The organism is Seonamhaeicola sp. ABD4_175, from assembly GCF_056160885.1.
In genome coordinates, this window is the sequence record NZ_JBSWYC010000003.1 from 263752 (window position 1) to 282654 (window position 18903).

Here is an 18903-nt window from a genome sequence, read left to right on the forward strand (position 1 = left end):
GTGATTTATTAAAATTTAAAATAAAAATCTGCACAGTAAAAAACCAAAGCAATAATTCAATTTTTTAGTTGTTTAAACATTTATGCAAACGTACAGAATATCCTTTTTCGTATTTATAATTTCAGTATTAACATTTTCTTTTAATAATGTACAGGGGCAAGCTGCTTCAAATTCATTTGTAATAATGATAGATCCTGGGCATGGTGGTAAAGATTCTGGTACACCAGGAACTGGAAGATATAAAGCCACTGAGAAAGATATTGCTTTAGATGTATCATTAGATTTGGGTGAAATGATAGAAAAAAACCTAGATAACGTTAAAGTATTATACACAAGAAAAAATGATACGTACCCAACGTTAAATGGTAGAACCGTTTTAGCAAATAAAAAGGATGTAGATTTATTTATTTCTATTCACTGTAATGCGCAACCAGGAAAAACAGGTAGTGCTTACGGCTCTGAAACCTATGTTTTAGGTTTAACAAAAAATAAACAAAATTTAGAGGTTGCCAAGCGTGAAAATAGTGTTATTGCTTTAGAAGATGATACAGAGGTTTATAAAGATTTCAACCCAAATTCACCAGAATCTGTTTTAGGTTTAATGATTGCGCAAGAAGAATATTTAGACCGTAGTATAAAGTTAGCCAGATATATTGAAGATGAGTTTCAAACAACTGCTAAACGCCGCAGTAGAGGTGTAAAGCAAAATATATTTTATGTATTAGCATACACATATATGCCTAGTGTTTTAGTTGAACTTGGGTTTTTAACACATAAAAAAGAAGAAGATTTTTTGAATTCTAAAAAAGGAAAAGCTTTAATGACAAAATCTTTATACAACGCTGTTGAAAACTATATTAAATACTTCAATTTAAATAAAAAAAGTGTTTCTGTAAGTGCCAATTTACCTGAAATTGAAACTACAGAAACAACTACCAATACTTCAATTGAATATAAAATTCAAATAGCAGCTAGTTCAAAAGCTTTAGAAACTAAACCCTATAATTTTAAGGGTTTAAGTGAGATTTCGCGTATTAAAGAAGGCAATCTCTACAAATATTATTACGGTAGTACGCATAATTATGATACTACAAAAAAACTTGAAGAAGAGGCCAAAAGTAAAGGGTACAAATCTAGTTTTATAGTGGCTTTTAAAAACGGCAAAAAAATAAGTTTAGCCGAAGCTTTAAAAACAACAGCCAATTAAAAATTTCCTATTCAAAATTATTCTAAATTTGCTATAAACGGTAAATTGTATTTAATTGCAATATAGTTTCCTTTATATTTATGGCTTAAATAATAGCCCAAAATCAATAAAACTAAACCAACCCAATGAAAATATCTAGAGAAGTAAAAACAGCTTTATTAGTAATATCAGGTATTGTACTGTTAATTTTTGGTTTTAATTATTTAAAAGGTCAAAATTTATTAGATAATTCCAGAACATTTTATACAGAATACAATAATGTTGAAGGTTTAACACCTTCAATGCCGGTTACAATAAATGGATTAATAGTTGGTAAAGTAACCAATATAAGTTTTAAAGGAGATGGGTCTGCAAAATTAAAAGTAACATTGTTGGTTGATAGTGATTATCAATTTTCAAAAAATAGTAAAGCTGAGTTGTATGAAGCTGGCTTAATTGGAGGTAAAGCCGTGGCTATTGTACCTGCTTTTGATAATGCTGAAATTGCTAAAAATGGAGACGATTTACAAGGCACTGTAAAAGCCGGATTAAGCGAGCTTGTAAACCAAAAATTAACACCATTGCAAGAAAGCCTTGGCGGTACTTTAATTCGAGCCGAAGAACTTTTAAAAAATATAAACGAAGTGTTTGATGCCCAAACAAAAAACAATTTAAAAAGCAGTTTGGCTAATTTAAATGCGGTGCTTGCTAATTTCAAGCAAACATCTGGCACATTAAATAACATAGTTACAGAAAACAAAACCAAATTAGATAACACACTTAGTAATGTAGATAATATTTCGGCAAACTTTTCAAAAGTGTCAGATTCTTTAGCAAACGCCAATATAGGTGCTACCGTTGCAAATTTAGAAGCTACTTTAAAAAACTTCAACAATATTTTAGCAAGTGTTGAAAGCGGAAAAGGCTCAATGGGCAAACTTTTAAAAGACGATGGTTTGTATAATAATATTGAAGGTGCCACTGGCGAGCTAGAAGAACTTTTAAGAGACATTAAACTACATCCAAAACGTTATTTTAGAATTCTTTCTAAAAAAGAAATTCCTTATTCTAAAGAAAATTAATAGTAATAGTATGCAATACCTACCAAATATCATTTTTGCTATCCTGCTAATTGTAGCCATAGGATATTTTGCAAAAAACGTTAAAAAACTAATAAGAAACATAAAACTGGGGCAAGATGTAGACGTTTCAAACAATAAAAAGGAACGTTTAAAAAATATGGCAATGATTGCCTTAGGGCAAAGTAAAATGGTAAAACGGCCCATAGCTGGTGTTTTACATATTATTGTTTATGTAGGCTTTATAATAATTAATATTGAAGTTTTAGAAATTATAATTGATGGGCTTTTTGGTACACACAGAGCGTTTTCGGGTATTGGCCCCATTTATGGCGTATTAATTGGCATTTTTGAAATTTTAGCCTTTTTAGTTTTTGTTGCAGTTGTTATTTTCTGGATAAGACGAAATGTTATGAAACTAAGTCGTTTTTGGAAAAGTGAAATGACCACATGGCCTAAAAATGACGGTAACTTCATTCTCTATTTTGAAATGGTATTAATGACACTATTTTTAGTAATGAATGCTACCGATGTTACCTTCCAAAACATGAATAACGGTAACGTAATTAGTCAATTTATAGCACCATTATTTAATGGCATGCCAGAAACCACATTACACATAATTGAAAGAGCCGCTTGGTGGTTACACATAGTGGGTATTTTAATATTTTTAAACTATTTATATTTCTCAAAACACCTTCATATAATTTTAGCATTTCCAAACACCTATTATGGTAGCTTAAAACCTAAAGGAGCGTTTAATAATTTAGAGGCGGTTACAAAAGAGGTTAAAATGATGATGGACCCTAACGTAGACCCTTTTGCACCACCACCAGAAGGCGCTGAACCAGCAATGCCAGCTAAATTTGGAGCAAGTGATGTGCAAGATTTAAATTGGGTACAACTTTTAAGTGCCTACACTTGTACAGAGTGTGGTAGGTGTACATCGGCGTGTCCTGCTAACCTAACAGGTAAAAAGTTATCGCCACGAAAAATTATGATGGATACCAGAGACCGTCTTGAAGAAGTTGGTAAAAATATTGACGCTAACAATGGCGAATTTAAAGATGACGGAAAACAACTTTTAGGTGATTATATTACAAACGAAGAACTTTGGGCATGTACCACTTGTAATGCCTGTGTAGAAGAATGTCCTGTAAGCATCAATCCATTATCAATTATTTTAGAAATGCGCCGTTACCTAGTAATGGAACAAAGTGCAGCGCCCGTTGAATTAAATAATATGATGACTAACATTGAAAACAACGGCGCCCCTTGGCCATATAACCAAATGGACAGATTAAACTGGAAAGACGAATAAACAAACAACCCCAATACATACATGAAAACCTTTTTTAAAACCGTAGCATTTTTAATAGCATTTTTCCCATTGTTAATGCACGCGCAACAGGCCGAAGTTAAAGCAATGGCAGACAAAATGTTTACCGATGTTTTAAACAAAGATTTTGAATCTTTGTTAAACATGACACACCCCAAAGTGTTTGATTTAGTACCAAAAGAACAAATGCTACCAATTATAAAAGGCACGTTTGAAGGTAATGATGAGTTTTCAATAGAACTACCAAAAGAAACTCCTTCATATAAAATATCTGAAGTGTTTAAAGGCGAAAACAACAATTTAGTTTACGCTTTTGTAACCTATGATATGGCTATGAATATGACCTTTAAAAAACAAGAGTTTGACGAAGAATCAAAAAAAATGATGATTCCAATAATGAAAGCTCAAGGCATGGATGTAGAGTTTACATCAAGTAATAGCATGAATGTTTTAATGCGCGATAGAATAACCATTTTCTTAAAAGAAGATGCTACAAATAATGAATGGGTTGTTGTAAATTATGATGCTAATTCACCTTTATTTTATCAAGTATTATCGTCTGATTTGCTAGAAGCAGCTAAAACTTACAAGCAAGATTTAATGCTTGAAAGTAAAAAGAAAACAGAGAACTAATAAAAACCATTGAGTATGATAGTTAAAACAATGGCAGAATTTATGGCCGAAGGCAAACAACCAGAAATTTTATTTTGGGTTGGTTCTGCAGGAAGCTATGATGATAGAGCAAAAAAAATAACAAAAGCATTTGTTAAAATTCTTAATAAAGCCAATGTAGATTTTGCAGTTTTAGGCACCGAAGAAAGTAACACGGGCGATGTTGCAAAACGCGCCGGAAACGAGTTTTTGTTTCAAATGCAAGCAGTAATGAATATTGAAGTTTTAAACGCTTACCAGGTTAAAAAAATTGTAACTTGCGATCCGCATTCATACAACTGTTTAAAAAATGAGTATCCAAGTTTAGGTGGTAATTATCAAGTATTGCACCATACGCAATTTATTCAACAACTAATACAAGAAGGCCGTTTAACGCTACAAGGTAACTTGTATAAAGGCAAACGCATTACATTTCATGACCCGTGTTATTTGGGTAGAGCAAACAATGAGTTTGATGCACCTAGAAATGTATTAAAAAATACGAATGCTGAAATAATAGAAATGAAACGCCACAAACAAACAGCTTTGTGTTGTGGAGCTGGTGGTGCACAAATGTTTAAAGAACCTGAAAAAGGAGATAAAGATATTAATGTGTTAAGAACCGAAGATGCGCTTGAAACCAAACCAAATATCATAGCAACGGGCTGCCCGTACTGTAATACAATGATGACTGATGGTGTAAAAGCTAAAGAAAAAGAAGCCGAAATAAGCGTTTTAGATATTGCTGAACTTATAGCAAATTCTGAAGAATTATAATTTAGGTAAATTCACAATTTATACAATGTTAGTAGATTTTAATACATTACCAGAATCCTCAAGAGTCTGGATATATCAAGCAAACCGTTCGTTTACCGAAGATGAAATTGCTCAAATTTCATCAAAACTAAACACGTTTATAGAAAACTGGACTGCACATGGTTCAAATTTACAGGCGGGCTATCAAATTAAATACAAACGATTCATAATACTGGGGTTAAATCAAAATTTAAATGCAGCTACAGGCTGTTCAATTGATGCTTCAGTACATTTTATTCAGCAGTTAGAAAAAACCTATAATGTTGATTTAATGGATAAAATGAATGTGTCTTACAAACAAGGTGAATTTATAGCCTATAAATCATTAACAGATTTTAAACAAATGGCAAAAGACAAGGCCGTGTCTAAAAACACCATTGTTTTTAATAACCTTGTAGCAAATAAAGCAGAGTTTGAAGAAAATTGGGAAGTGCCTGCAAGTGAAAGTTGGCACAACAGATTTATTAAATAATTAATTCTGCATAAAATCACTTTCATATTTCAATTAGAATATTCATTTTTACAACCGTAAAAGTGAAACAACTAAATTATGGCTAAAGAAATTTTTTTACTAAATATTTCCGGACAAGATAAACCTGGTTTAACATCGGCATTAACAGCTGTTTTAGCGCAATACAATGCCAAAGTTTTAGATATTGGGCAAGCAAACATACATGATACACTTTCTTTAGGAATGATGTTTGAAGTGAAATCTAAAAAAAAATCGGCAGCCGTATTAAAAGATTTACTTTTTAAAGCCTATGAGTTAGGTATTAACTGCAAATTTACACCAATTTCTCTTGAAGATTATGAAGATTGGGTAAACCAACAAGGAAAAAACAGGTACATAGTTACCATTTTAGGAGAAAAACTAAAAGCCGAACAAATATCTAGGGTTACAGAAATAATTTCTGAAAAAAACCTAAATATTGATGCTATTAAGCGTTTAACTGGGCGTTTATCTCTGGTTAAAAAAGACGATTATCCAAGGGCATCAATTCAATTATCTATTAGAGGAAGAATTGATAATAAAGCTGAATTTACAGAGAAATTCATGCAAATATCGCAAGAATTAGATGTTGATATTGCTTTTCAAGAAGATAACATTTTTAGAAGAAACAGACGTTTAGTGTGTTTTGATATGGATTCTACCTTAATTCAAACCGAAGTTATTGATGAATTAGCAGAATTAGCAGGTGTTGGTGAACAGGTTAAAGCCATTACCGAAGCAGCAATGCAAGGCGAAATTGATTTTAACGAAAGCTTTAAAAGACGCATGAAACTCTTAGAAGGTTTAAGTGAAGATGTATTGCAAAATGTTGCTGTTAATTTGCCTATTACAAAAGGAGCCAGACGATTAATAGATACCCTAAAAAACTACGGTTTTAAAACCGCTATTTTATCTGGTGGTTTTACATATTTTGGGCATTATCTACAAAAAGAATTGGGTATAGATTATGTGTATGCTAACCAATTAGAAATAAAAAATGGTGCTTTAACAGGTAACTATTTAGGTGAAATTGTAAATGGCGAAAAGAAAGCTGAATATTTAAAACAAATAGCCGAACAAGAAGGTATTGATATTAGCCAAACCATTGCTGTTGGTGATGGCGCTAATGATTTACCAATGCTAAATCTTGCCGGTTTAGGTATTGCATTTCATGCAAAGCCAAAAGTAAAAGACAATGCACAAAGCTCAATATCTAGTATTGGGTTAGATGGCGTACTGTATCTTTTAGGTTACCACGATAGGCATATCGATTTAATAGAGTAACCTAAAACGTGGTTAATTTCTTATTTATAAAACTATCTTAAAGTCTTTTTATCTTGTTGCTAAAAGTAGTATTTTGGCATGATTATTAGTGTAAATAAAACAAAGCTAATAAGCCAAAAAATACACCTATGCGTCAAATCTTTATATATAGTTTTTTCTTATTTATATTCAGTGCCTTATATGCACAAAATACACCAAATCCGTTATTAACAGATGATGCTGAATCTCAAAAAAAATGGGTAGATAGCATTTACAACAACATGTCTTTAAAAGAAAAAGTAGGGCAGTTGTTTATGGTGCAGGTAATGTCTAACCAAAGTTTAGCTGAAAAAAACAAGGTAGTACAGCTTATTCAAAAATCGCATATTGGAGGTGTTATTTATTCAACTGGCGGTCCTGTAAGGCAAGCAAAACTTAATAACGAGCTACAATTTGCAGCCAAAGTACCATTATTAATTGGTATGGATGCAGAATGGGGTTTAAGCATGCGATTAGATTCTACATATGCTTTTCCGTGGAATATGACTTTAGGTGCTATTAAAGACACAAAACTTGTTGAACGCGCAGGCAAGCACATAGGTGAGCACAATAAAAGGTTAGGGGTGCATTTTAATTTTGCGCCTGTTGTAGATATTAACACAAACCCCAACAACCCAATAATTGGAAATCGTTCTTTTGGTGAAGATAGAGATAATGTTACGGAAAAAGCATTAGCCTTTATGAAAGGTATGCAAGACGCCGGTGTTTTAGCAAATGCAAAACATTTTCCAGGACATGGAGATACTGAAACAGATTCTCATAAAACCTTACCAAGTATTAATTTTGATGAAAAACGTATAGATTCTATAGAGCTTTATCCATACCGAAAGTTAATAAAAGAAGGCTTATCAAGTGTTATGGTGGCTCATTTGAGTGTGCCAAGTTTAGAGCCTCGTACAAATTACCCTTCATCTCTATCAAAACATATAGTTACTAATATTTTAAAAGAAAAGTTAGGATTTAAAGGTCTTATTTTCACAGATGCTTTAACCATGAAAGGCGCTGCAAATTATGCCGAAAAAGCGGTTGATGGTATTGCTCCTAAAACCTTACCTAAAGGCGGTGAGGTAGATTTGCTTGCTTTTTTAGCAGGTAATGATGTCATGTTAATGTCTGAAAATCCAGAACAAGCTATTAACAGATTTGTTTATGCTTATAATAATAAAATAATTTCTGAAGATAGATTAGCACATTCTGTTAAAAAAATACTTCAAGCTAAGTATAAAGTAGGTTTAAATAATTATAAACCTATTGGTATTCACAATTTAGTTGAAGATTTAAACAGGCAACAAGACGACATATTATATGAAGAACTTACTGAAAATGCAGTTACCGTTGTAAAAAATAGCAATAATTTATTGCCTTTAATGCAGTTAGAAACTAAAACGATGGCTTATGTGCATTTGGGTGATGATGATGGAAGTGTTTTTTATAATGAACTAAAAAAATATAATAAAATACATCAAATAAAATCTAATAATTTAGATGACTTAATACAAAAGCTAAAATCGTATAATACGGTAGTGGTTGGTTTTCATCGTTCCAATGCTAACCCTTGGAAAGCCTATAAATTTACAAATCAAGAAATTGTTTGGTTACAAGAAATAGCAAGAAATCACAATGTTATTTTAGATGTTTTTGTGCGCCCCTATGCACTATCAAACATTAAAAGTATTGAAAATATTGAAAGTATTATTGTGAGCTATCAAAACAGTAAAATAGCTCAACAAAAATCGGCTCAAATAATTTTCGGTGCTTTGGCCGCTAAAGGAAATTTACCGGTTTCAGTAGGGCATTTTAGTGTAAATGAAGGTATTCATTACAATCAAATTAGTCGTTTAGGTTATACCGTTCCAGAGCGTGTGGGAATGAGTTCAGAAAAATTAAAAAAAGTAGATTCTATGGCAAACCTAGCTGTTAAAGGTAAAATGACACCAGGTATACAACTATTAATTGCCAGAAAAGGTAAAGTTATTTACAATAAAAACTTTGGAAAACACACCTATGAAGGCAACCAAAAAGTAACTTTTGATGCTATTTATGATGTAGCTTCACTAACAAAAATATTAGCTACATTGCCCTTGTTAATGGAACTTGAAGAGCAAGGTATTGTGTCTTTAGATACCAAGCTATCAGAAATTTTACCAGCATATAAAACCAGTAATAAAGCCAATATTACAATAAAGCAAATGCTATCACATTATGCAAGATTACGCCCTTGGGAACCTTTTTATTATCATACGCTAGACACCATAACAAAAAAACCAAGTAAAAAATATTATCGATCAGAAAAGAGTGATCAGTTTAATATTGAAGTTACAAAAAACATGTATTTAAGGTCTGATTATCAGGATTCTATTCAGAAAATTATAAAAGATTCAGAACTATTAGATAGATTACGTTACCGCTACAGTGATTTTCCTTATTACATTTTAAAGAAATTTATTGAAACACATTACGACAAACCTCTAGACGAGTTAGTGCAAGATCATATTTATCAGTCTTTAGGGGCAAATAACACGCTGTACAATCCATATTACAAAATAAGCAGTAAAAAAATTGTACCTACAGAAATTGATGACTATTACCGCCATCAAAAAGTGCATGGTTTTGTACATGATATGGGTGCTGCAATGCAAAATGGTGTTGGCGGGCATGCAGGTATTTTTAGTAATGCTAATGATGTTGCTAAAATTATGCAAATGTTTTTACAAAAAGGGTTTTATGGCGGTAAGCGTTATTTTAAACCAGAAACAATAGATAAGTTTAACACCTGCTATTTTTGTGAAAATAAAAACAGACGCGGTGTTGGTTTTGATAAACCGCAATTAGACGAAGAAGGGCCAACATGCGGTTGTGTATCTATGTCAAGTTTTGGGCATTCTGGTTTTACAGGAACCTACGCTTGGGCAGATCCTGAAGCCGATTTAGTATACGTGTTTTTAGCTAACAGAACGTATCCAAACGCAGGTAAAAATTTGCTGCTAAGAGAAAATATAAGAACAGAAATTCAACGCTTTATTTATGAAGCCATTGAAAATTAATAAAGCATAAAATAAAACCAATGAAAATAGGCATAGTTTGTTACCCAACATTTGGTGGTAGTGGCGTAGTTGCAACAGAGTTAGGGTTAGAACTTTCTAAACGCGGGCATGAAATTCACTTCATAACATACAATCAGCCCGTTAGGTTAGAGTTAATAAGTAATAACGTGCATTATCATGAAGTTACAGTACCAGAATATCCATTATTTCATTACCAACCTTATGAGTTGGCTTTGTCAAGTAAATTGGTAGATATGGTAAAGCTTCACAATATTGAAATTTTACACGTACACTATGCAATACCGCATGCTTATGCTGCATACATGGCAAAAAAAATGTTAAAAGAAGAAGGTATTCATGTGCCTATTGTAACTACTTTACACGGTACAGATATTACACTTGTAGGTAGTCATCCGTTTTACAAACCAGCGGTTACTTTTAGCATCAACAAATCTGATGCGGTAACAGCCGTTTCTAAAAGTTTAAAAGATGATACATTAAGGTTATTTGATATAAAAAGAAGTATAAATGTAGTACCAAATTTTATTGATTTAGAAAAATATAGTAACCAAGGTTTTACAGATTGCCAACGCCATATTATGGCAAATGAAGACGAGAAAATAATTACTCATATTAGTAATTTACGCCCTGTAAAACGTGCGCATGATGTTATTAGTGTGTTTTATAATATTCAAAAGCAAATTCCGGCTAAATTAATGTTTATTGGAGAAGGCCCTGAAAAAGAAAACATTGAAAAACAATGTGCAGATTTAGGTATTTTAGATAGGGTTATTTTCTTTGGAAGAAGTAATGAAATAGACAAAATATTGTGCTTTAGTGATTTGTTTTTACTGCCCTCATTAACCGAAAGTTTTGGGTTGGCGGCTTTAGAGGCTATGGCATCGGGTGTTCCTGTAATTTCAAGTAATACAGGCGGCATACCCGAAGTAAATGTACATGGTTATTCAGGATTTTTAAGTGATGTTGGAGATATTGATGATATGACTAAAAATGCACTTCATATTTTAAGTGACAATGAAAGATTGAAAACATTTAAAGATAATGCCAGAAAAGAATCGTTAAAATTCGATTTACATAAAATAGTACCGCAATACGAAGCTATTTATCAAGATACTTTAAGTAAATGTTTGGTACTTTAATAATTTAAAAAACACATACATGGCCGTTTTAGGAAGTTTAATTAAAGGTTTTATTGAGTTGTCTGATACGTTTTCTTCGGAAACAAATCATGTAGAATCTCAAAAAAATGTATTAAAAGAACTTTTAGAAACAGCCAAAAACACAGCATTTGGTAAACATTACAATTTTGAGGATATTTTAGCTTCAGAAGATGTTCAAAAGGCATTTTCAAAAACAGTTCCTTATTTTGATTATCATAACATGCACCAAGCATGGTGGCACAAATTACATGAAGGTGAAACCAATGTAACATGGCCGGGAGATTTAAACTATTTTGCCTTAAGCTCTGGCACAACAGGTAAAACTAGCAAACGAATTCCAGTAACCAATGCTATGATAGCTGCCATTAGGCAATCTGGAATTAAGCAGGTTTTAGCACTTAAAAACTTTGACTTTCCAGCAGATTTTTTTGAAAAAGAAATCATGATGTTAGGAAGCTCAACCGATTTAAATGAACATAACGATTTTCTTGAAGGCGAAATTAGCGGCATAAGCGCTAGTAATATTCCATTTTGGTTTAAAAGCTACTATAAACCGGGTGAAAATATTGCTAAAATTGACGATTGGGATGCACGTGTTTTACAAATTGCTAAACGTGCTAAAGATTGGGATATTGGTGCATTAAGCGGTATTCCGTCTTGGATAGAGTTAATGCTTCAAAAAGTAATAGAATATCATAATTTGAACAATATTCATGATATTTGGCCAAATTTGATGGTTTATACATCTGGTGGTGTAGCTTTTGGGCCTTATGAAAAAAGTTTTCATGCCTTAATGGGAAAACCAGTTACAGTTATAGATACTTATTTGGCTTCCGAAGGTTATATAGCAACACAAACCAGACCAGAAACTACGGCTATGGAATTAAATACTAACCACGGTATTTATTTTGAATTTGTGCCTTTTAAACCAGAATTTATTAATCAAGATGGTTCTTTAGCTCAAAACGCACCCGTTGTAACGCTTGAAAATGTTGAATTAGAGCAAGATTATGTGTTAATTATAAGCACCGTTAGTGGGGCATGGCGTTATTTAATTGGCGATACCATTGAGTTTACTAACATTGAAGGTGCTGAAATTAAAATTACAGGCCGTACAAAATTTTTTTTAAATACGGTCGGTTCTCAATTATCTGTTAATAAAATGGATGCTGCAATGAAGAGTTTAGAAGATACGTTTTCTACTAAAATTACAGAATACACCATTTGTGCAAAACGTGGTGATGATGATGAGTTTTATCATTTTTGGTATATAGGAGCAGACAATACAAATTTAGATAAAACAGATGTTGCAAATGCTTTAGATGAAGCATTAAAAACAGCTAATAAAAACTATAAAGTAGCCAGAAGTAAAGCATTAAAAGGCGTAAAAGTTACATTGGTAAGCCCTGAAATGTTTTACGAATGGAACGCAAAAAACAAGAAAAAAGGTGGGCAAGTTAAAATGGAACGTGTAATGGGTGAAGACACCTTTACAGCTTGGGAAACTTTTGTAAAATCACAATAACATTTTAACTTTTTAAATTATTTCGATTATTAACCAATTCCATGATTTCTTCGGGTGATAAGTAATAACGTTTTATACGTTTTTTATAGCTTTCAGTAATATCAGCATGGTTTAAAATAAAGTTTTTCGTTTTTAAAATATACTTATCCATACCGTTGTTTACAGCAAAAGTATCAGCGGTTCTTTCAGCTTCTACAATATGTTTTTCAAACAGTAAATATTTAATACCAAATTGAATTAAGTTGAAGTTACTGCGTGTTTTATAATCCATAATATGACCTAATTCATGACCAATCCAACCTATGAATATATCAGAAGGTATGTGCTTTGTTAAAAACTTTTTATCAGCTATTTTAAAAGATTCACTAATTAAAATAATATAATGTCTTTTGTGTTTTGGTTTAAAAAAACTACCCAATTTAGGTTGTGCCTGCATAGTAGATTTTTTTATATTTTTTTTGAATTTAAATTCAATAGGTGTTTTAGCTAATTCAGGAAAAAAACTTAGCGCTGTTTTTACTTCTTTTGTTATGCTTTGAGGAATTTTATGTAGCAATGTGTTTTTTTATAAAGATACTATTAAATACCAAGAAAGGGCAAATGTTTTACGTTATGATATGTTAAAGCAGCTACAATACAAGGTTGTAAAAGGTTTTTGGGTAGTGATTCATTTAAATTTAAAACTATGGCTCGGTTACCGTTAAAACTTAGCATATTTTTGTACAATAACCTAAATGTGGTTACTAATTTGCTATTGCATTGAAAATAAATACAATATGTGTTGGGGGTTTTGGCTTTCCAGTCTATTCTTAAGGTGCTTCCGTGTTTGGCTATATAGCTAGGTTCTCCCCATTTTAAGGTTTCTTCTAAGGTATCTATATCTTCAATATTTTTTGCAACATCAATTATAAATGTTCTTAAAGCATCCATTTTAGGTTTTACATGTTCTGGGTAGTTATTAAAAACAATGCTAACATTTTTGTTAGTAATTAGCTTCATTCTACAAATAAATTAAGGTTTATAAACCCACTTTCTTACACTTGTACTGTCTGCCGTTGGGAAATCTTTAGGTATCTCTTGAGTTACTTTTCCTGTAGCAGCCCACTCAGCACCGCGTTGAAATGTGGTTATAAAACCAGCACATTCAAACGAATAATCCATGTGCCCAAGAGCAGAGTGAAATATTCTGCCTTTACCGTAATTTATAGCCATTAACATAGGCTCATGCCTTCCAGTTCCAGTTACGTCTTTTTTCCAAGGTGGTGCATTTTTTTTAACATCAGAATAGGCTGTAGCTAAAATAGTCATGTTGTTACCAGGACCACGCATTCTATCATAAAGTTCGTCTTTTGTGTGTAGCCATAGTTTTGGTAATCCTTTCATTATAGGATGATTTTCAGCTCTGGTTTGAATTTGAAATTCATATTGAGCCCCATGCGAAGCGCAGATACCTTCAGATGGGTCATGTTCAACTTCATTAGCATCATTATAAAAAATGTACGGGCCTGTTTGTGCATTTCTATCGCCCCAAGCACCTAAGCCAATCATTTTGTTGTATGCATCCCATTGCCCCCAAGCATTATTAGCTGCGTGCACAACCACCAAACCACCACCATTTTTCATATAGTTTTCAAATTTTGTTTTAGTGGCTTCTGGCCAATTTGAAGATTTCCAACCTAAATTATTTATAACAACATCATAGTTTTCAAAATCTGGATTAAAATTGGGGTCTTCCCTAGGTTCTTCAACAGCTGTTCTTTTTACACCATCATTTAAAGGGTAGAGCGTTAGTAGTTTATTAATATCTGTAACGCCTTCAATTTCATTGTAATGTGGCCCAATCCAAGTGTATGTTTTTCTGGTAATATCTACTTCAAAAAGGCCAGTTTCTTCTAAATAACTTTTCATCATAAAGGTTGTTTTTGGCCAGACACCGTGGTTGTTTTCGCCATCTAAAATGAGCGCTTTTAATTTTTGCTTTTGTGGTGTTTCAGGTTGTTTTTTAGTGTTGTTTTTACAGTTGAAAAGCAACATTGAAAACATAAAAAAATAGCAAATGTGTTTAATATTCATGGTGTAATATTTAGTGTAATTGATTTTTAAAGATAATTAATTGAGTTTAAGTAATGGTTCAAAATATTTCACCGTAAAAATTTATACAATAAAAAAAGCGCCATTATAAGGCGCTTTATGATATTTTTTTGTGTTTTGTTAGAATTGATAACGGATGCCAAGAGCAATATCAAAATCTAAATCGTTGTTATCATAAACATCATCACCAAAACCAATTTCTGGTCTGAAGTCTAATGATAACTGCAGCGGAATGTCAAAATCATATTCAATACCAATATCACCAGCAGCAAAAATAAACGTGTCTGTTACATCATTACCTGGTGTATCAATACTAAAAGAGCCAATACCACCACCAGCACCAACGTACCAGTTAAAGTTACCATCTAAAGGCATAACCCATTGGTATAAACCAGCTAGTTTAAAACCATCGTAGTTGTTTCCATCTCTCCAGCCTAAATCAAACTCTAAGCGATTGCTATCACCAAGAGCTCTTTGGTATGAAATTTCGGCACCAAAGCCGTCGCTATCACCTAAGCGTAAACCTAAAGCATTTTCAGATATACTTTGCGCGTTTGTTGTAAATACAAATGATACTAGTGCTATTACAGCAATACATAGTTTTTTCATAAAAATTAATTTTTTGTTTTAATTGATGTTCTAAAATAAAGTACGTTAAAATACCTTGTTTAGATTTTTGTCAAAAATAACGCCAAAAACTATGTAATATTTATTTTTTGTGCTTAAAAAAACAATATAATAGGTAAGTGTTTGTTTTTTAAGTAGTTGTTGTGATTTAGTTTTTTTCGTGTTTGTCTACAATGGTAATGGCAGCAATTAAATCTTTAACTTCTAAGTCTTCCATAGAATCATCAATATAAAAAGGCGCCAGTTTGTCTTTGTTGTAGTTGTAAATTTTCCAGCGTTTAAATTGATACTCTAAAGCGGTAAAGTTTTCTACCCAATCACCAGAATTTAAGTACATGGTTTTTCCGTGTTTATTTTCTTTGTATTCCATTTTAGGTTGATGTATATGGCCGCAAACCACATAATCATAACCGTTTTCAATGGCTAAATCAGATATTACGGTTTCAAAATCATTAATAAATTTAACCGCTTTTTTTACACTGTTTTTTATTTTTTTTGAGAAAGAATAGCGCTCTTTACCACGTTTTTCTAAATACCAATTTACAAGTCTGTTTATTAAAATAAGTAAATCGTACCCGTAACCACCTAGTTTAGCTACCCATTTTGCTTGCTGTATAGAGACATCAAAAACATCACCATGAAAAAACCACCCTTTTTTTCCATCTAAATTTAAAACAAGCTTATCAACAATAGCAATATTACCAATACTTGTACCACTAAATTTACGAAGCATTTCATCATGATTTCCCGTGATGTAGAAAATTTCAACGCCATCAGAAGCCATATCCATTATTTTTTTAATCACCTTTAAGTGTGATTTTGGAAAATAACGTTTACTAAATTGCCAAACATCAATAATATCACCATTCAATATTAATTTTTTAGGTTCAATACTATTAAGGTATGTTAACAAATGTTTAGCATGGCATCCGTATGTTCCTAGGTGAACATCAGATATAACGGCAATTTCTATTTTTCTTTTTACTTTCAATATTAGGGAGTTAATGGTTTATACAAATAACAGTTTTTACTATTATGTAATCATTACCACATAATTATTTATATATGAGAATATTGTTAAGCTATTGTTACCATTTTTTGTGTTTATATAGTTTGTTTCAGGCAATTTCATTTTTGTTTTTGTGATATAACATTTACATTAGCACAAAATTTTTGTTATGGCAGGAAATTCCTTTGGAAAACTATTTAATTTAACCACTTACGGAGAGTCTCACGGGTCCGCTTTAGGCGGCGTAATTGATGGTTGTCCATCTGGTGTGGCTTTAGATTTAGATGCAATTCAACACGAGTTAAATAGGCGTAAACCAGGGCAATCTGCCATAGTAACACAACGTAAAGAGCCCGATACAGTTAAATTTCACTCAGGCATCTTTGAAGGAAAAACTACAGGAACACCAATTGGTTTTGTAATTGAAAATACCAACCAAAAATCTCATGACTATTCGCATATAAAAGATAGCTACAGGCCAAGTCATGCCGATTATGTGTACGATAAAAAATACGGTTTTAGAGATTACCGTGGTGGCGGACGTAGTTCTGCAAGAGAAACCGCTTGTAGAGTAGTAGCAGGTGCCATTGCCAAACAATTACTTAAAGGTATTGAAATAACAGCCTATGTGTCTGGTGTAGGAACCATGAAACTTAATAAGCCTTATACAGATTTAAATTTGGCTAAAGCCGAAGAAAATATTGTACGTTGCCCAGACCCTGAAATGGCAACTCAAATGGAAAATTATATTAAAGAAGTGCGCAGTAAAGGAGATACCGTTGGCGGTATTGTAAGCTGTGTTATTAAAAATGTACCTGTTGGTTTAGGCGAGCCTGTTTTTGATAAATTACATGCCGAATTAGGTAAAGCAATGTTATCAATAAACGCTGTTAAAGGTTTTGAATACGGTAGTGGCTTTCACGGTAGTACCATGTATGGCAGTGAACACAATGATGCATTTAATAATGATGGTAGTACAAAATCAAATTATTCAGGTGGTGTACAAGGCGGTATAAGCAATGGTATGGATATTTACTTTAATGTAGCATTTAAACCGGTAGCCACATTAATTCAAAAGTATGAAACTATTGATAAACATGGTAAAACCGTTGAAATGCAAGGTAAAGGGCGTCATGACCCATGTGTTGTACCACGCGCCGTACCTATTGTAGAGGCTATGGCAGCTTTAGTTTTAGCAGATTACTACCTAATAAACAAAATGCATTCTTAATAGCTTTTTGCATTGTAGTAAAATCAAAATTCTTTTTTGTTTAGCATAAAGCTTAACATCTTTGTTATTGCATCACTCTTAAAATGATGCATTAATAATTTAAGAGGTTAATTTGCTGTGTTTCTTATTAAATAACTATTAAAAGTAGGCAAATTTAGCATGTTATTAAAAGCAGGTTAAAAAAGTGCTTTGGCTTTATGTAACTAAAAAAAATGGTTAACTTTAGCTATCAATAAAATTAAACACCCTAAAATATAACAAACATGAATGTTTGCTTTTTAATGTACCCTTGGGAAGAAATAGACCCAGAAAAAGATTCAACATTAGCATTAATTAAAGAATGTGTAAAACGTAACCACGGTGTAGCCATGTGTGTTCCAGCAGATTTAACCATACGAAACAGTGTTACAACAGCAAATTGTTCGGTTATTAAGCGTATGGAAAAAACACCAGCAGCGCTAAAATCGTTTTATAATAAGGTTGAATTTAGAAAAGAAATGTTACCGTTAGCGGGGTTTGATGTTATATTTTTTAGAGCAAATCCGCCGCTAGATCCGTTAATGCTTAATTTTCTAGATTCTGTTAAAGATGATGTTTTTGTAATGAATTCTTTAGAAGGACTTCGCGAAGCAAATAATAAACTCTATACTGCAGCCTTTGGTGATGCGCACAGCAATATAATACCTGCCACGCATGTTTCAAAAAGTAAAAATTATTTGATTAGGCAAATTAAAGAGTCTAAGGCAGATAAAATGATACTGAAACCTTTAAATGGCTATGGCGGATCTGGCGTTATTCTTATTGAAAAATCGGCAATGAGTAATATTAATTCGCTGTTAGATTTTTACATAACCAATAGAGATGGTACTAAAAACTACGTGATATTACAAGATTATATTGAAGGAGCCGATAAAGGCGATGTTCGTATTCTACTTTTAAACGGAGAACCCATTGGCGCTATGAAACGTGTTCCTGGTAATGAAGATCACAGATCTAATATTACCGCAGGAGGCAGCGTACAAAGGCACACACTAAGTAAAGAAGAAAAAGCATTGTGCAAACAAATTGGACCTAAATTAGTAAATGACGGGCTCTATTTTGTGGGTATTGATGTTATTGGTGGTAAACTGGTAGAGGTTAATGTAATGTCTCCCGGAGGTATTACATACATAAATAAAGTATATAAATTAAAAACTAAAATTGAAGAAAAAGTAGTAGATTTTCTAGAAATGAAAGTGCTAGATAAATTACAAGCTTTTGATAGAAGACAACGCTTACGTAAAGCCGTACAAGACGCTTAAAATTTTAAAT

Annotated in this window: 17 protein-coding genes; 12 read left to right on the forward strand and 5 right to left on the reverse strand. The window is 32.4% G+C overall.

Annotated elements, in window-relative coordinates; all coding sequences use genetic code 11:
• The first annotated feature begins 82 nt into the window (after nt 1-82).
• The 10 genes from ACXAG4_RS10970 (at nt 83) to ACXAG4_RS11015 (ending at nt 12634) form a co-directional block, all read left to right on the forward strand.
• Entirely contained in the window at nt 83-1207 is a 1125-nt protein-coding gene (locus tag ACXAG4_RS10970; RefSeq protein ID WP_475296134.1) for an N-acetylmuramoyl-L-alanine amidase family protein, read from the forward strand.
• 125 nt (nt 1208-1332) lie between these two features.
• Nucleotides 1333-2268 carry an MlaD family protein gene (locus ACXAG4_RS10975; protein WP_475296135.1) on the forward strand — a complete coding sequence of 312 codons (936 nt, stop codon included), beginning with the start codon at nt 1333-1335 and terminating at the stop codon, nt 2266-2268.
• Between the two features lie 10 nt (nt 2269-2278).
• On the forward strand, nt 2279-3586 hold the full coding sequence (locus ACXAG4_RS10980) for a 4Fe-4S dicluster domain-containing protein (RefSeq protein ID WP_475296136.1): 1308 nt from the start codon (nt 2279-2281) through the stop codon (nt 3584-3586).
• Nucleotides 3587-3607: 21 nt separating this feature from the next.
• Entirely contained in the window at nt 3608-4237 is a 630-nt protein-coding gene (locus ACXAG4_RS10985) for a hypothetical protein (RefSeq protein ID WP_475296137.1), read from the forward strand.
• A 15-nt stretch (nt 4238-4252) separates the two neighbouring features.
• Entirely contained in the window at nt 4253-5032 is a 780-nt protein-coding gene (locus tag ACXAG4_RS10990) for a (Fe-S)-binding protein (protein WP_475296138.1), read from the forward strand.
• 25 nt (nt 5033-5057) lie between these two features.
• A complete protein-coding gene (locus tag ACXAG4_RS10995; protein ID WP_475296139.1) occupies nt 5058-5543 on the forward strand; it encodes an ABC transporter ATPase in 486 nt (161 codons plus the stop codon).
• 78 nt (nt 5544-5621) lie between these two features.
• Complete coding sequence (serB, locus tag ACXAG4_RS11000) at nt 5622-6845, forward strand: phosphoserine phosphatase SerB (protein ID WP_475296140.1); 1224 nt, start codon at nt 5622-5624, stop codon at nt 6843-6845.
• Between the two features lie 128 nt (nt 6846-6973).
• On the forward strand, nt 6974-9928 hold the full coding sequence (locus tag ACXAG4_RS11005) for a glycoside hydrolase family 3 N-terminal domain-containing protein (protein ID WP_475296141.1): 2955 nt from the start codon (nt 6974-6976) through the stop codon (nt 9926-9928).
• Between the two features lie 20 nt (nt 9929-9948).
• Nucleotides 9949-11088: an N-acetyl-alpha-D-glucosaminyl L-malate synthase BshA gene (bshA, locus tag ACXAG4_RS11010; protein WP_475296142.1), complete on the forward strand. Its 1140-nt coding sequence runs from the start codon at nt 9949-9951 to the stop codon at nt 11086-11088.
• Between the two features lie 19 nt (nt 11089-11107).
• The gene (locus tag ACXAG4_RS11015; protein WP_475296143.1) at nt 11108-12634 is read left to right on the forward strand and encodes a GH3 family acyl-acid amido synthetase; all 1527 of its coding nucleotides are present in this window, start codon (nt 11108-11110) and stop codon (nt 12632-12634) included.
• A gap of 4 nt (nt 12635-12638) precedes the next feature.
• On the opposite strand, the gene ACXAG4_RS11020 is transcribed toward ACXAG4_RS11015, so the two are convergent.
• The 5 genes from ACXAG4_RS11020 to ACXAG4_RS11040 form a co-directional block, all read right to left on the reverse strand.
• On the reverse strand, nt 12639-13190 hold the full coding sequence (locus ACXAG4_RS11020; RefSeq protein ID WP_475296144.1) for a hypothetical protein: 552 nt from the start codon (nt 13188-13190) through the stop codon (nt 12639-12641).
• Between the two features lie 23 nt (nt 13191-13213).
• Complete coding sequence (locus tag ACXAG4_RS11025; RefSeq protein WP_475296145.1) at nt 13214-13633, reverse strand: DUF1801 domain-containing protein; 420 nt, start codon at nt 13631-13633, stop codon at nt 13214-13216.
• 12 nt (nt 13634-13645) lie between these two features.
• Nucleotides 13646-14707: a ThuA domain-containing protein gene (locus ACXAG4_RS11030; protein WP_475296146.1), complete on the reverse strand. Its 1062-nt coding sequence runs from the start codon at nt 14705-14707 to the stop codon at nt 13646-13648.
• 138 nt (nt 14708-14845) lie between these two features.
• Complete coding sequence (locus tag ACXAG4_RS11035; protein WP_475296147.1) at nt 14846-15334, reverse strand: hypothetical protein; 489 nt, start codon at nt 15332-15334, stop codon at nt 14846-14848.
• A gap of 166 nt (nt 15335-15500) precedes the next feature.
• Entirely contained in the window at nt 15501-16343 is an 843-nt protein-coding gene (locus ACXAG4_RS11040) for a UDP-2,3-diacylglucosamine diphosphatase (protein ID WP_475296148.1), read from the reverse strand.
• A 187-nt stretch (nt 16344-16530) separates the two neighbouring features.
• On the opposite strand from ACXAG4_RS11040, the gene aroC reads away from it, so the two are divergent.
• Together aroC and gshB are read left to right on the forward strand one after the other, a co-directional pair.
• The gene (aroC, locus tag ACXAG4_RS11045) at nt 16531-17592 is read left to right on the forward strand and encodes a chorismate synthase (RefSeq protein ID WP_475296149.1); all 1062 of its coding nucleotides are present in this window, start codon (nt 16531-16533) and stop codon (nt 17590-17592) included.
• Nucleotides 17593-17855: 263 nt separating this feature from the next.
• Nucleotides 17856-18893: a glutathione synthase gene (gene gshB / locus ACXAG4_RS11050; RefSeq protein ID WP_475296150.1), complete on the forward strand. Its 1038-nt coding sequence runs from the start codon at nt 17856-17858 to the stop codon at nt 18891-18893.
• The last annotated feature ends 10 nt before the right edge of the window (nt 18894-18903 follow it).

Coding starts and splice junctions, on each gene's coding strand:
- ACXAG4_RS10970 (WP_475296134.1), top strand. CDS start 83: ATGCAAACGTACAGAATATCCTTTTTCGTATTTATAATTTCAGTATTA.
- ACXAG4_RS10975 (WP_475296135.1), top strand. CDS start 1,333: ATGAAAATATCTAGAGAAGTAAAAACAGCTTTATTAGTAATATCAGGT.
- ACXAG4_RS10980 (WP_475296136.1), top strand. CDS start 2,279: ATGCAATACCTACCAAATATCATTTTTGCTATCCTGCTAATTGTAGCC.
- ACXAG4_RS10985 (WP_475296137.1), top strand. CDS start 3,608: ATGAAAACCTTTTTTAAAACCGTAGCATTTTTAATAGCATTTTTCCCA.
- ACXAG4_RS10990 (WP_475296138.1), top strand. CDS start 4,253: ATGATAGTTAAAACAATGGCAGAATTTATGGCCGAAGGCAAACAACCA.
- ACXAG4_RS10995 (WP_475296139.1), top strand. CDS start 5,058: ATGTTAGTAGATTTTAATACATTACCAGAATCCTCAAGAGTCTGGATA.
- serB (WP_475296140.1), top strand. CDS start 5,622: ATGGCTAAAGAAATTTTTTTACTAAATATTTCCGGACAAGATAAACCT.
- ACXAG4_RS11005 (WP_475296141.1), top strand. CDS start 6,974: ATGCGTCAAATCTTTATATATAGTTTTTTCTTATTTATATTCAGTGCC.
- bshA (WP_475296142.1), top strand. CDS start 9,949: ATGAAAATAGGCATAGTTTGTTACCCAACATTTGGTGGTAGTGGCGTA.
- ACXAG4_RS11015 (WP_475296143.1), top strand. CDS start 11,108: ATGGCCGTTTTAGGAAGTTTAATTAAAGGTTTTATTGAGTTGTCTGAT.
- ACXAG4_RS11025 (WP_475296145.1), bottom strand. CDS start 13,633: ATGAAGCTAATTACTAACAAAAATGTTAGCATTGTTTTTAATAACTAC.
- ACXAG4_RS11030 (WP_475296146.1), bottom strand. CDS start 14,707: ATGAATATTAAACACATTTGCTATTTTTTTATGTTTTCAATGTTGCTT.
- ACXAG4_RS11035 (WP_475296147.1), bottom strand. CDS start 15,334: ATGAAAAAACTATGTATTGCTGTAATAGCACTAGTATCATTTGTATTT.
- aroC (WP_475296149.1), top strand. CDS start 16,531: ATGGCAGGAAATTCCTTTGGAAAACTATTTAATTTAACCACTTACGGA.
- gshB (WP_475296150.1), top strand. CDS start 17,856: ATGAATGTTTGCTTTTTAATGTACCCTTGGGAAGAAATAGACCCAGAA.